Source organism: Rhizobium sp. LCM 4573 (assembly GCF_001854865.1).
Lineage (GTDB): Bacteria > Pseudomonadota > Alphaproteobacteria > Rhizobiales > Rhizobiaceae > Neorhizobium.
On sequence record NZ_MDDW01000013.1, the window covers coordinates 38859 to 52275 of the forward strand.

Here is a 13417-nt window from a genome sequence, read left to right on the forward strand (position 1 = left end):
ACTGTCTCAGGCCGACACTCAGAAGAGGCTGCCCTGCTTGGGCACCTCGCCAGCCGGTTCGGTCTTCGCCCGCTTTCTTTGCGGCAGCGGCGCGGCCGGTTTTCCGGCATTCTCGCCCCTCTCGCCGGTGACCGCCGCGATGCGGCCGTCGGCGAACTCAATCGCGATCGCAAGCCCTTCACCGACGCCCTCGGCGCGCGTCAAAGGCTTGTCGTCCTCGCCGCGCACCACGGCATAGCCGCGCTTCAGCACGTTCTTGTAGGATAGCGATTGCAATACGCGATCCTGCGCGGTGATCGCCGATCGGCTGCGAACGAGTGTATGAGAGATCGCGGTATCCGCATGGCGGGCAASTGAGGAAAGGTGCTGCCGCTCCCGCTGCAAATGGCCGATCAGTCGGGCCGGCAAGGTGCCGAGCGATGCTTCAGCTCTCGCCACCCGTCCGCGCTCCTTCAACAGATGCCGTTCCAGGCAGCGATCACTGCGCAGCAACCGATCGGCGAGCAACTGGCGGTGCTGTGCAAGACGGTTGGTCAGAAGTTCGAGACGCAGCCCGCTAGACGCTCGTTCGAAACTGCGGCGCTTGACCACCGTCGTCCGCTCCAGGGCGCGGCCGAGATTGGCGGCCGCCTCATCGAAACGGCGTCGTGGCAGAGCCAAAAGCTGATCCAGCGAAGGAAGCGCGCGAACGAGCGCGCGGACCGATTGACTGCGAAGGTCCATCTGCCGGCTTGCGGCACCCCRTAGCCTGGCTGCAAGGCTTGCGACCTGCGCATCCAGTTCCGCCTTCACCGGCACGGCCATTTCGGCGGCACCGGTCGGTGTCGGCGCACGCACATCCGCCGCGTGATCGATAAGCGTCCAATCGGTTTCGTGGCCGACCGCCGAGATCAGCGGGATTTCGCTTGCCGCGGCGGCGCGCACCACGGCCTCGTCGTTGAAGCTCCAGAGATCTTCGAGGCTGCCGCCGCCGCGCGCGACGATCAGCACATCCGGCCGTTTGATCGGTCCGCCCGGCTCGGTTGCGTTGAAGCCGCGGATCGCGACCGCCACCTCATCGCCCGAGCCCTCCCCCTGCACTTTCACAGGCCAGACGATGACATGCACCGGGAAACGGTCCGAGATGCGGTGAAGAATATCGCGGATGACGGCACCTGTCGGGGAGGTCACCACGCCGATCACACTTGGCAGATAGGGCAAACGCCGCTTGCGGTTCTGATCGAAAAGGCCCTCGGCGGCAAGCTTGCGCCGCCTCTCCTCGAGAAGCGCCATCAACGCGCCGGCGCCCGCCGGCTCCAGATGGTCGATGACGATCTGGTATTTCGAGGAACCGGGAAAGGTCGTCACCTTGCCGGTCGCGATCACTTCCATGCCCTCTTCCGGCCGGAACTTGATGCGAGGAAACGTCCCCTTCCAGATGACCGCGTCGATGCGGGCGCGATCATCCTTAAGAGAGAAGTAAGCATGACCGGAAGAATGCTGACCGCGATAGCCGGAAATCTCGCCACGCACCCGCACATGGTCGAAGGCCGTCTCGACGGTCCGCTTGATCGAACCGGAGAGCTYCGAGACCGAAAACTCGGTCAGGTTGGTGGGCGAATCATTCGCAGGAAACGTGTTCATCAGCCTTGTTTATCGGAAGAACACGGCGATTTCACCAGCGGAGTGGAAAGAGATATCGGCATCGCATTGCATGCCGGATAAACGGGATATGCGGGTAGAATCGAGGTTGCTCTATTAGATTCTGCCCGCAGTTTTTCCGGTGGTCCATGCAACTTTTTCTTAGCACCTTTCTTTAAGGGTGATGCTATTATCCCATTTGGGAGGAAAAGTACTTGTTGCTCTTGACCGCTACAGCGATCGGCTTCTGTGCCGGATTGATGCGATCGGCTTTTGCCGTCGCATTGAGCGCTATGCTGGTCGTTCTCACCTTTGTGGCAGCCTCGGCCCTCTCCGATGGCCCCTGGATTTTCGTCAATCTCCTGATCGCGGTCCTCGGCTATAACCTCGGCATCATCAATCTGCTTGCCGGCATGGTGCTGATCGATCGGCTGCGCTCGGCATGAGCGTTCTCCTCTATTGAGCGGGCAAAACCCGAAACAACCGGAACTCACCTTGCCCCTCCCCGCCGATCGGCTGGAGATAGAAAGGCACCTCGCCCCCTGCGAGAGCAGCGTATAGGCCGCCCGGTTTCAGCTCCATCAGGTTTCTCGTCTGCGGATCGGCGGCGCAGAAGGCGAGCAAGGTCACGCCAGCCCTTTGCAACAGTTCTCCGGCCTCCTGCGGCGTTGCAAGGCCGATATTGAGCTCCGCCAGCATGCCGCCCTGATTGCGGTGATAGGGAGCGGCGAGCACCCGGTGCTGCGTATATCGCAGGATATGGGCGCCGCTGTTGGAAGGGGCCGCAATGATGCCAGGCGGCAGCTTGGCCAGCGCCTCCATATCGGCCGCGCTGCGGCAACCGCCTGCCTTGTCCGCATTGGTGTCCGCGGAGGAGAGCGTCTTTATCTCGATACTGTCCACGCCTTTGACCGCGAGCGCACCGGCAAGCGCCCAGACCACCGGCACCGAGGCAAGCACCGTCAACACATAGGGAAGCGCCAGGCTCATATTCTCCGGATCGGCCTGTGTCTGGCGGCGAAGATCGGTGATCAGCAGGGAGAGCGGCAGGATGCTCATCAGGTTCGCGAAAAACGCGCCCCGCACCTGGATTGCCGCCACACTCCAGGAGACGAGAAGGAGCGCGAGGAACACGAGATGGAATTCCATCCGCTCCCCCTGGGCGGCCCTGAAAAGACAGGTGGCCATCGCGAAAAGACCGACTGCATAGAAGCCGCCGACCACGGCTGCATCCGACCTCATTTCCGAAAGCAACGATTGCGCTTCGGTGACCGAATCCAGCCAGAGCTCCACCAGCATGGGATCGAGGCCGCCGAGCGGATCACCCAGGCATTCTGGTGCAACCAACCTGGCGATGCCGAGCAGCACGATGCCGACACATCCAGCCAGGCCGAACCTCGCCGTTCGTGGCAATCTGGCCGGGAGAGACGCCAGCAGGACCAATGAGACACCGCCGAGCGCACTCAGCGCGTRGAAGCCGAACGAGAGGCTGTCGCAGGTGACGGCCGCATACCGGGTGGGTGGGACGGTAAGGAAGAAGCATGCTGAAACGGCGAGCGCCAGCGCCAGGCCGAAGGCACGGGCCGATGCCGCGAAGGCAGGTCCATGCCAGGCCCATTGCAGCACGACGCAAAGGCAGGCGACCGCCACGAAGGGCATGGTTTCCGCACCGATCGCAATGGCGAGCGCAGCGGCAATGCCGGCAATCGCGTAACTTGASACACGCCTTTCCGGATCGGCCAGCATGGCGGCGATCCAGATGGCGAGCACGAGCTGAACATTATGATGATCAATGGCCCCGGGAGCGAAACGAATGCAGGTCAGCAGGAAAATCGACCCCAGACCGAGCGCGATATGCATCATCTGGCTACCGCCGATCCGCCGAGCGGCAATTCCCAACGGCGCCAGCAGCAGTGGCACCAGCAGAAGCGGCCACATCGTGAGCGCCGCGGCTTCAGCCTGAACGGTCGACAGAAACAGCGAGAAGAGGCGGATCAGAAGCGCGATCGGGAGATCGATGAGCCGCGACCAGTGCATCAGCGTGCCGCCTTCAAGGCCCAGGCGATACTGCATAAGATCGAACCAGCCCTGCCCTGCGWGAAGATCGCGCACCTGGACAAGACGCATGAYATCATCGTTGTCGCGCCCGACATAGTCTTCGGCTGCCGGCAGGGCCATCAGCAGGATCAGCCCGACCGTGAGAGCGGAATAGGCGAGCGCCATCGGCCAGGGTCTTGTCGCCAGCGGTCTTGCGATCCGCTCCGCCGATCCTGCCTCGACCATCATGTCCGCCATTTTTCGCGCCCTTCCCGGAATGCACGAAACCTAGATTTAACCTTCCCAAGAAATAGTAAAACGTGCAGCGCTGGGGGTCCCGCGTTCCGATTTTCTTGCGTTCTCCGAGTGGAAATCATGACCGACGCCGTTTCCAGCCAGTATGACATCGCCATTCTGCTGCCCTGCTACAATGAAGCGGCGACCATCGGCGCCGTCGTGCGCGACTTCCGCGAGGCCCTGCCGCAGGCGCGCGTCTATGTCTACGACAACAATTCGACGGACGGCACGGCGCTCCAGGCCATGCTTGCGGGCGCCCTCGTCATGCGCGAGCGGCGACAGGGCAAGGGCCATGTGGTGCGCCGCATGTTCGCGGATATCGATGCCGACATCTACATCATGGCCGATGGCGACGGCACCTATTCCTCCCAGGATGCCGAAGAGCTTGTCCGCACCCTCGTAACCGAGCGGGCCGACATGGTGGTGGGAACGCGCCGCGGCGTGACGGCCGATGCCGGCAGACAGGGACATGCGGCGGGCAACCGGCTCTTCAACCTTCTCTACCGCTCGTTCTTCGCCCGCGATTTCACCGACATCTTTTCCGGCTACCGGGCCTTTTCCCGTAGATTCGTGAAAAGCTTTCCCGCCGTTTCCGCCGGTTTCGAGATCGAGACGGAAATGTCGGTGCATGCCACACGGCTGAAGCTGCCGGTGAGCGAGATCGAACTCGACTATGGCCGCCGGCCGGAGGGCTCGCATTCCAAGCTCTCCACCTTCGGTGACGGCGCCAAAATCCTCTGGATGTTCGCCATGCTGATGAAGGAAACGCGACCTTTCGCCTTCTTCGGCGCCATCAGCGGCGCCTTCATGGCAGCGAGCCTCATCTTCATGATGCCGGTGCTGCTGGCCTATTTCCAGACCGGCCTCGTGGACCGCATGCCGACATGGGTCTTCTCGCTCGTGCTGATGCTGATTTCCTTCCTGATCTTCACCGCCGGGCTCATCCTGGATTCCCTTTCCAGGGCACGCTCCGAACAGTTGCGCATCCACTATATGAGCATATCGGAGCAATCGCAGAGACGAGAGACCGGAAGGCATTCGCCACTGGCTGGACACGCCAGAACGATCGACGCTGCATGAAGCGGCTCCTCTGGTTTCTGATTGCCGGCGGCAGCGGCTTCCTCATCGATGCGGGGATAACTCTGGCGCTGATCGAATGGACGCCGGCCGGGCCTTACATCGCCCGGGCAATCGCCATCTTCGCCGCAATGGGCTTCACCTGGTTCGTGAACCGCAACTACACTTTCGGCCGCTCCAGCCATTCCCTCACTATCGAGGGCATCCGTTACTGGACGGTCGGCATCACAGCGGCGCTGGTCAACTACGTGGTCTATTCCGTGCTTCTATATCGCGCGCCTGTGCTGCAACCACTTGCCGCGATCGTCTTCGCTTCGCTTGCGGGAATGGCCTACAGCTTCTTCGGCTATTCGCGCTTCGTGTTCCGCAGATAGCCGGTTCAGACCTTCTCCCAGCCGTCATGGGTGCTGGCGCGATAGATCGCATCGATGAACTTCTGGTTCAGGAGCGAGCTTTCGAGCGTCACCACCTCCGCCGCCTCGCCTTTTGCCGCGCGCGCAAAGCTTTCCGCCTGGCGGCGATACTGGCGGCTGTCCTGGAAACGGAAGATCTGGGAGACGTTGTGCTTCTGATTGGCGAGTTCGATCTCTTCCGCGCCCCAGCGGTCTGCGTTGAAGGGGGACTTCACCTCGATGTAGCCCTCGGTGCCGTGGAAGGCCATGACCTGGCGGTTGGCGAGTTGCGTCGCGATGTAGAAGCTCATCTCGAAGTCTCCGAAGTCGGCCTTGACGCTGGAATAGATGTCGGTGCCGAATTCCGGATCACGCTCGGTCACCGCCTGCACGCGCAGGGGCTCCTTGCCGGTCGAAAAACGAGTGGTGATCGTCGGGTAGACGCCGATATCGGGAAGCGCRCCGCCACCAAGCTCCGGAATGTTGCGCATGTTGCCGGGATCGCGATTGAAATAGGTAAAGGCACCCTGGACATGCCGCAGGCGCCCGATCGCACCGTCGGCGATCAATTCACGGACCTTCCGCCATACCGGCGCATAGGTAACCATGAAGGCTTCGCAGATCAGAACCTTATGGCGATCGCGCGCCTCGATCAGCCTCTCGATCTCATCGGCCTTCAACGAAATCGGCTTTTCGCAAAGCACATGCTTGCCCGCTTCGGCGGCTTTCAGCGACCACTCCACATGCTGGCTGGTCGGCAGGGGGATATAGACGGCATCGATGAGGTCCGAGGCCAGCATTTCCTCGTAGGATCCGAAGGCATGCGGCACGCTGAAACGATCGGCCAGCGCCCTCGCCTTGGCAGGATCGCGGCTTGCGACCGCCGTGATCACGCAGTWTTCCGCATCCTGGATGGCGGGCATGACGAGTTCCCGCGCAATTCTGGCCGTCGACAGGATTCCGAAACGCAGCATGTCTTTTCCCTCCGAACTTGATAGGGCCGCACCATATTGGCGGCTCAGCGGCGATGCAACGATGATGAGGCTATGAAACCTGGTTGAAAAATCATGCGCGCGCTCCAAATGAAACTGGTCTGCGGCGGAACTTGCGATAATCTCCCACCATTCCTCCGCCTCATCACCCATCGCAAAAAATCTGGAGAACTCCCATGGAGCTGCGCGCACTCGGACGGACCGGCCTTTCCATCGCCCCCATAGTCTTCGGCGGCAATGTCTTCGGCTGGACCGCCAACGAGAAAACCTCCTTCGATCTGCTCGACCGCTTCTTCGATGCAGGCTTCAATGCGATCGATACGGCGGATGCCTATTCGCGCTGGGTGCCGGGCCATCAGGGTGGCGAATCCGAGACAATCATAGGCAAATGGCTGAAGCGCGGCGGCATTTCCCGCGACAAGGCCGTGATCGTCACCAAGGTCGGCTCCGATATGGGCCAGGGCAAGAAGGACCTGTCCGCCAAGTGGATCGTGCAAGCGGTCGAAGGTTCTCTTTCCCGGCTGCAGACCGATTACATCGATCTTTATCTCTCCCACTGGCCGGACCCGGATACACCGTACGAAGAAACGCTCGGCGCCTATGCGAAGCTTCTGGAGCAGGGCAAGGTGCGCTCGATCGGCTGTTCCAATCTCGATGCCGGGCAGCTCAAAGATGCGCTGGAGGTTTCCGCCGCCAAGAACCTGCCGCGCTACGACGTCATCCAGCCGGAATACAATCTCTACACCCGCGATAGTTTCGAAGGGCCGCTGGCCAACCTCTGCGTGAAGGAGGATATCGGCGTCATCACCTATTTCAGCCTCGGCGCCGGATTTCTCACCGGCAAGTACCGCTCTAGGGAGGATGCGGAAGGCCGGGCGCGAGAAGGCCGAGTCTCCGAATACTTTGACGACAAGGGAATGCGCATTCTCGCAGCGCTCGACGAAGTGGCCGTCGAGACCAACGCGGCGCCTGCGAGCATCGCGCTCGCCTGGCTGATCCGCAGGCGCGGCGTCACCGCGCCGATCGCAAGCGCCACCAGCCTTTCCCAGCTCGAGACCATGATCGCCGCCGGAGCTCTCGAACTTTCCGACGATCAGATGCAGCTGCTCGACGAGGCCGGGGCGTAATTCCAAGCGCCCGCACATATTCAGAAAAGGATGAAGACCATGAAGACACGCAAGCTCGGACCGCAGCTCACGGTTTCGGCAGTCGGGCTCGGCTGCATGGGCATGAGCCATGCCTATGGCGGACAGGATGAACAGGAGTCCATCCGCACGCTTGACCGCGCCGTGGAACTCGGCGTCACCTTCTTCGATACGGCGGAGGTCTACGGCCCGTTCGAGAACGAAATCCTGGTCGGCAAGGCGCTGAAACCTCACCGGGACAAGGTGGTGATCGCCACGAAGTTCGGCTTCAAGATTGATACGAGCAAGACGGGCGCCAATGCCATGTCCGGCGTCGACAGCCGGCCGGAACATGTTCGCGAAGTCGCCGAGGCCTCTTTGAAGCGGCTCGGCGTCGAGGTGATCGATCTCTTCTATCAGCATCGCGTCGATCCGCAGGTGCCGATCGAAGACACGGTCGGAGCGATGGCCGAACTGGTGAAGGAAGGAAAGGTCCGGGCGCTTGGGCTTTCCGAAGCGGGAGCCTCCGTCATCCGCCGGGCGCATGCCGTTCACCCGATCTCGGCGCTGCAAAGCGAATACTCGCTCTGGACCCGTGACCCGGAAGGTGAGATCCTCGATACCTGCCGCGAACTCGGCATCGGCTTCGTGCCCTTCAGCCCGCTCGGCCGTGGCTTTCTCACCGGCAAGATCCAGAAGCCGGAAGATTTCGGCGACAATGATTTCCGCCGGACGCTGCCCCGTTTCAGCGAAGAGAACATGGCCGCGAATGCCGCGCTCGTGAAAATGCTCGAGGACATGGCCGCCGGCAAGGGCGTCACGGCCGCCCAGCTCGCGCTCGCCTGGGTCATCAATCAGGACGATTTCATCGTGCCTATCCCTGGCGCAAGAAAGATCGGACATCTGGAACAGAACGTCGCGGCCGCCGATATAAGCCTTTCGCCGGAGGAGTTGAAGACGCTCGGCGACATGTTGGCGCCGGAGAAATTCGCCGGAAAACGATATGGCGATGCAGCCATGTCGCTAACGAACCGGTGAGTTGCGGCTACAAATCCGGATTGACTGCTCTACATCCGACAACGGAAACAGGAGGAAACCATGTCGGAGGAGCAGGCAATCCAGGCAGTCGTGCATCTCTACGTCGATGGGATGACCTTTGCGCATGAGGCTGCGCTCCGAAAGGCCTTCCACCCAAAGGCCTGTATCATCGGCAACTTCAGCGGAAAGGTTGAATGGCTCTCACTCGACGAGTTCATCAGCGCCGTCGTTTCCGAGGGGGCAGCACCTGCCGGTACCCAGCCTCCCATCGACATCGAAGCCCTCGACATCACCGGAGACGCGGCAACCGTCAAGGTGGTGGACGAGTTCGCCGGAATGCGGTTTTCGGATTATCTCTCGCTTCTGAAGACCAACGGTCGCTGGATGATCGTCAGCAAGCTCTATCACCTGCACTCTTGATTTAAGGCTCAGCGAGCCAGTGCAGGAAAACCCTCGTAGAATTCCGAATGGTCGTCCTCGTGATTGGCCATTCCGGGCTTCGTCAGAATGCCGCGCGGCTCGGCAAAACTGCGGATGCGTCGCGCCGGCCTCTCATGCCACTGGATGTTCACCGCCCATAGCTTCGGAATGAAACAGAGGGAGCCGTAAGGCAGGTGGTCGTGTATCCACCAGGCGAGCTTTCGCCAATCGCCTTCCTCGCGATGGTGGTCGATAAGCCATGGCACGACGATGCAGGCCGTCGCTCCCATGAAGCCCTGCGCATCGCGCCGGTCCCATATGTGATCGGCCGCCGTATTCGCATTCGAAGCGCAGTTCAGGTTGTTCCGGTTGCCGAACTCGTTGACCTTGGCCGAACGATAGCCCGAGCGGAGATGCAGCCGCCCGAAGGTTGCCTGCAGCGGCTCCAGGAGTTCCTCGCAGAGATGACGACCGGCCTCGATCGCCAGATCAGGGTCCTCGGGAATATTGGGTATGCCGTAGAAGGTGGAGATTTCCGAAAACAGGAAATCGCGGAAAAAGAAGTTCTTCGAAAGCCGGACACGGCCAAGTTCCTCCAGTCCCTTCATCGATCCCGGTGCACGCATTCGCCATGTCCTTCCACCGTCATGCCCGGCCTTGTGCCGAACATCTATCCACGTCGATATCGCGGAGGCGGCTTAGATCCTCGGCGCAAGGCCGAGGATGACGACCCATTGGCAGCCAAGCACAAAAAAGCCTGCCCCCCGCGAGGGACAGGCTATCTTTGGCCGGTGCTTCACGCCACCCGATTTCAGGCGCGGAGTACCCCACCCGTCGTCTTCTCGACATTGCCAACGATTTTGGCCGTCAGCGCCTCGAAATCCTCATCGGTGAGCGTCCGTTCGGCCGGCTGAATAAGGACCTCGATCGCCACCGACTTCCGGCCCTCGCCGAGGGAGGCACCCTCGAAGACGTCGAAGACATTGACCCCGGAAATCAATTTGCGGTCGGCGCTAGAGGCAGCCTTGATGATCGCACCGGCCTCCACTTCGCTTCCCACCACGAAGGCGAAGTCGCGCTTGACCATTTGGAACGGTGAGAGTTCCAGCGGCGGCTTGGTGCGGGTCGCCTTCTTCTTCGGCTCCGGCATGGCATCAAGGAAGACCTCGAAGCCGCAGAGCGCACCGGAGACATCGAGCGCGCCGAGGGTCTTCGGGTGAAACTCGCCGAAATAGCCGAGCACGACCTTCGGACCCATCTTGATCGTGCCGGAGCGGCCCGGATGGTACCACGAAGGTGCGCCCTTCTCGATCTGCACGTTGGCCATCGGGAGGCCGCAAGCTTCGATAACGGCGAGCACATCGGCCTTGGCATCGAAGACATCGACCGGCTTGCCGCCACCCTTGGCATTGTTCGACCAGAGCCGGCCGGTACCGTTCAGCGAGGCCGTRCCGCGGCGGATACCACCGGCAACGCGGCGCTGACCTTCAGGCGTATCGGTCTCATAGGTGCCCGAAACCTCGAAGATCGCCACATCGCCAAAGCCCTTGTCGGCATTGCGCTGCGCGGCCGTCAGCAGGCCAGGCAGCAACGAGGGGCGCATATCCGACATGTCGGATGCGATCGGGTTCGCAAGTTTCAGCTCGCGCTTGCCTCCGCCGAAGAGTTTGGCCTGATCTTCCGGGATGAAGGACCAGGTGACTGCTTCGAGCATGCCGCGCGAGGCAAGCGCGCGCCGTGCGGTGCGGGAGCGTATCTGCAGCGTCGTCAATATTCTGCCGTTGACGGCCGCATGGCTTTCCAGCGGCTCCGGCTTGATCTGGTCGACGCCATGGATGCGCATCACCTCTTCCACGAGGTCCGCCTTGCCATCGATATCCGGCCGCCAGGACGGAACCTTCACCGACACGCGCTCACCGGATTCTTCGACCTCGAAGCCGAGACGGCTGAGAATGGAACGGCTCTCTTCGGTGGAGACTTCGAGACCCGTCAGCCGCTTTACCTCGGCATAGGGGAAATCCACGATCTTCGGCGTATAACCCTTATAGCCGACGATCTTCGCTTCCGCCGCCGAGCCGCCGCAGAGCTCGAGCACCAGTTCGGTCGTGCGCTCCAGGCCCGGAACCATGTATTCCGGATCGACGCCGCGCTCGAAACGATAGCGGGCATCGGTGATGATGCCGAGCGATCGACCGGACTTGGCTATGTTGATCGGGTCCCACAGTGCCGACTCGATCAGCACGTCCGTGGTGTTCTCGTTGCAGCCGGAATGCTCGCCGCCCATGATGCCGCCGATCGATTCCACGCCGTTGTCATCGGCGATGACCACGTTGTTCGGCGTCAGCTTGTATTCGCGGGTGTCGAGCGCCAGCACCGTCTCGCCGGCGAGCGCGCGGCGTACGATCAGGCTCCCCTTCACCTTGGCCGCGTCGAAGACGTGCATCGGACGGCCTTGGTCGAAGGTCATGTAGTTGGTGATATCGACCAGCGCATTGATGGGACGCAAACCGATCGCCTTCAGGCGCTGCTGCATCCAGGCCGGGCTCGGTCCATTCTTCACGCCGCGTACGAGGCGAAGCGCGAAACCAGGGCAGAGCCGCTCGTCATCGAGCACGATCTTGAGGTCGGCCGGCGTCGTACCTTCCACGGGGAAGCTGGGCGCAGGACGCGTCTTCAGCCTGCCGAGGCCGGAGGCGGCAAGATCGCGGGCAATGCCGTGGATCGACGTGCAATCCGGGCGGTTCGGCGTCAGATTGATCTCGATGACCGGGTCGTCGAGGCCTGCATAACTCGCAAACGGCATCCCGACCGGGGCATTCTCCGGCAGGTCGATGATCCCGTCATGATCTTCCGAAATATTGAGCTCCTTTTCGGAGCACATCATGCCGTGGCTCTCGACCCCGCGGATATTGCCGACGGCAAGCGTCACATCGATGCCCGGAACATAGGTACCTGGGCGCGCAAGGGCGCCGACGAGGCCTGCGCGTGCATTCGGAGCCCCGCAGACGACCTGCACGGGCTTGCCGTCGCCGGCATCGACCATCAGCACTTTAAGACGATCAGCCGACGGGTGCTTTTCCGCGGAAACCACCTTGGCGATGACAAAAGGCCTGTAGGCCGCCTTGTCGTCGACATCCTCGACCTCGAGGCCGATCGCGGTCAGTCGCTCGCAGATTTCCTCAAGCGTTGCGTCGGTCTCGAGATGATCCTTGAGCCAGGAAAGCGTGAATTTCATTGTCTATCCCCCTTCACGCACTCAAGCCGCCGAACAGTGTCGGCATGTCGAGCGGGCGGAAGCCGTAATGGTTCATCCAGCGAACATCGGCGTTGAAGAAATCGCGCAGGTCCGGCATGCCGTATTTCAGCATGGCGATGCGGTCGAGGCCCATGCCCCAGGCAAAGCCCTGATACTCGTCGGGGTCGAGCCCACCGGCACGCAGCACGTTCGGATGCACCATGCCGCAGCCCAGAATTTCCATCCAGTCGCTACCCTCGCCGAACTTGACGATCGGCCCCGAGCGGTCGCACTGGATATCCACCTCGAAGCTGGGTTCGGTGAACGGAAAGAACGACGGGCGGAAGCGCATCGTCACCGAAGGCACTTCGAAGAAGGCCTTGCAGAATTCTTCCAAGACCCAGCGCATATTGCCCACATGCGCCTTGCGATCCACGACCAAGCCCTCGACCTGATGGAACATCGGCGAGTGGGTAGCGTCGCTGTCCTGGCGGTAGGTCTTGCCGGGAATGATGATGCGGATCGGCGGTGTCTCCGCCTCCATGGTGCGGATCTGCACCGGCGAGGTGTGCGTGCGCAGCACCTTGCGCTCGCCCTTCTCGTCGGGAAGGAAGAAGAAGGTGTCGTGCATTTCCCGGGCCGGATGGCCTTCGGGGAAATTCAGCGCCGTGAAATTATAGTAGTCGGTCTCGACATCCGGACCTTCGGCGATCGAGAAGCCCATGTCCCCGAAAATGGCTGTAATCTCATCAACGATCTGGCTGATCGGATGGATACGGCCACGCTCGGCGGGCGAAGAACGCACCGGGAGCGAAACGTCTACCGTCTCGGCCTCGAGGCGCGCGTCGATCGCCGCATCCTTCAGCACCGTCTTGCGGGTGGCGATCGCATCGGCGATCTCGTTCTTCAGCTCGTTGATTGCCGCGCCGCGATGCTGGCGCTCTTCTGGCGACATGGCTCCGAGCGTTTTCAGGAGTTCGGAAACCGATCCCTTCTTGCCGAGGGCGGCGACGCGAACCGCTTCGATCGCCGGCTCGTCGGCGGCTCCGGCGATCTCCGCCAGAAGCGAATTTTTCAATGTTTGCAGATCGGACATGATGTCTTCCGTGGATGTTCGGAGAGATTATCTCAAAGTCGTGTCGGATGTCTGTCGTTGTCGGCCGTCAGATCCGACACATGCCACAA

The 13417-nt window shown here is 61.5% G+C and carries 12 protein-coding genes; 6 read left to right on the plus strand and 6 right to left on the minus strand.

The window, feature by feature from the left end; all coding sequences use genetic code 11:
• Positions 1 to 18: 18 nt before the first annotated feature.
• Complete coding sequence (xseA, locus tag LCM4573_RS16655) at positions 19 to 1623, minus strand: exodeoxyribonuclease VII large subunit (RefSeq protein WP_071007511.1); 1605 nt, start codon at positions 1621 to 1623, stop codon at positions 19 to 21.
• Positions 1624 to 1835: 212 nt separating this feature from the next.
• On the opposite strand from xseA, the gene LCM4573_RS16660 reads away from it, so the two are divergent.
• On the plus strand, positions 1836 to 2066 hold the full coding sequence (locus LCM4573_RS16660; RefSeq protein WP_071007512.1) for a hypothetical protein: 231 nt from the start codon (positions 1836 to 1838) through the stop codon (positions 2064 to 2066).
• A 10-nt stretch (positions 2067 to 2076) separates the two neighbouring features.
• Here the strand turns inward: LCM4573_RS16660 and LCM4573_RS16665 are convergent, their stop codons facing one another.
• A complete protein-coding gene (locus LCM4573_RS16665; protein ID WP_071007513.1) occupies positions 2077 to 3915 on the minus strand; it encodes a hypothetical protein in 1839 nt (612 codons plus the stop codon).
• A 117-nt stretch (positions 3916 to 4032) separates the two neighbouring features.
• Between LCM4573_RS16665 and LCM4573_RS16670 the strand changes: the two genes are divergently transcribed.
• Positions 4033 to 5034, plus strand: a complete 1002-nt coding sequence (locus LCM4573_RS16670) for a glycosyltransferase (protein WP_071007514.1) — start codon at positions 4033 to 4035, stop codon at positions 5032 to 5034.
• Positions 5031 to 5405: a GtrA family protein gene (locus tag LCM4573_RS16675; protein WP_071007515.1), complete on the plus strand. Its 375-nt coding sequence runs from the start codon at positions 5031 to 5033 to the stop codon at positions 5403 to 5405. Before LCM4573_RS16670 ends, LCM4573_RS16675 begins: the two co-directional genes overlap by 4 nt.
• 5 nt (positions 5406 to 5410) lie before the next feature.
• Here the strand turns inward: LCM4573_RS16675 and LCM4573_RS16680 are convergent, their stop codons facing one another.
• Positions 5411 to 6397 carry a Gfo/Idh/MocA family protein gene (locus tag LCM4573_RS16680; protein WP_071007516.1) on the minus strand — a complete coding sequence of 329 codons (987 nt, stop codon included), beginning with the start codon at positions 6395 to 6397 and terminating at the stop codon, positions 5411 to 5413.
• Between the two features lie 194 nt (positions 6398 to 6591).
• On the opposite strand from LCM4573_RS16680, the gene LCM4573_RS16685 reads away from it, so the two are divergent.
• The 3 genes from LCM4573_RS16685 to LCM4573_RS16695 are packed head-to-tail and all read left to right on the plus strand — an operon-like array spanning position 6592 to position 8997.
• Entirely contained in the window at positions 6592 to 7542 is a 951-nt protein-coding gene (locus LCM4573_RS16685; protein ID WP_071007517.1) for an aldo/keto reductase, read from the plus strand.
• A 39-nt stretch (positions 7543 to 7581) separates the two neighbouring features.
• On the plus strand, positions 7582 to 8577 hold the full coding sequence (locus tag LCM4573_RS16690; RefSeq protein WP_071007635.1) for an aldo/keto reductase: 996 nt from the start codon (positions 7582 to 7584) through the stop codon (positions 8575 to 8577).
• A gap of 60 nt (positions 8578 to 8637) precedes the next feature.
• Complete coding sequence (locus LCM4573_RS16695; protein ID WP_071007518.1) at positions 8638 to 8997, plus strand: nuclear transport factor 2 family protein; 360 nt, start codon at positions 8638 to 8640, stop codon at positions 8995 to 8997.
• Positions 8998 to 9005: 8 nt separating this feature from the next.
• Here the strand turns inward: LCM4573_RS16695 and LCM4573_RS16700 are convergent, their stop codons facing one another.
• The 3 genes from LCM4573_RS16700 to pheS form a co-directional block, all read right to left on the minus strand.
• On the minus strand, positions 9006 to 9623 hold the full coding sequence (locus tag LCM4573_RS16700; protein WP_071007519.1) for a hypothetical protein: 618 nt from the start codon (positions 9621 to 9623) through the stop codon (positions 9006 to 9008).
• 185 nt (positions 9624 to 9808) lie between these two features.
• On the minus strand, positions 9809 to 12232 hold the full coding sequence (gene pheT, locus LCM4573_RS16705) for a phenylalanine--tRNA ligase subunit beta (RefSeq protein WP_071007520.1): 2424 nt from the start codon (positions 12230 to 12232) through the stop codon (positions 9809 to 9811).
• A gap of 13 nt (positions 12233 to 12245) precedes the next feature.
• On the minus strand, positions 12246 to 13328 hold the full coding sequence (gene pheS / locus LCM4573_RS16710; protein WP_071007521.1) for a phenylalanine--tRNA ligase subunit alpha: 1083 nt from the start codon (positions 13326 to 13328) through the stop codon (positions 12246 to 12248).
• Positions 13329 to 13417 lie beyond the last annotated feature (89 nt).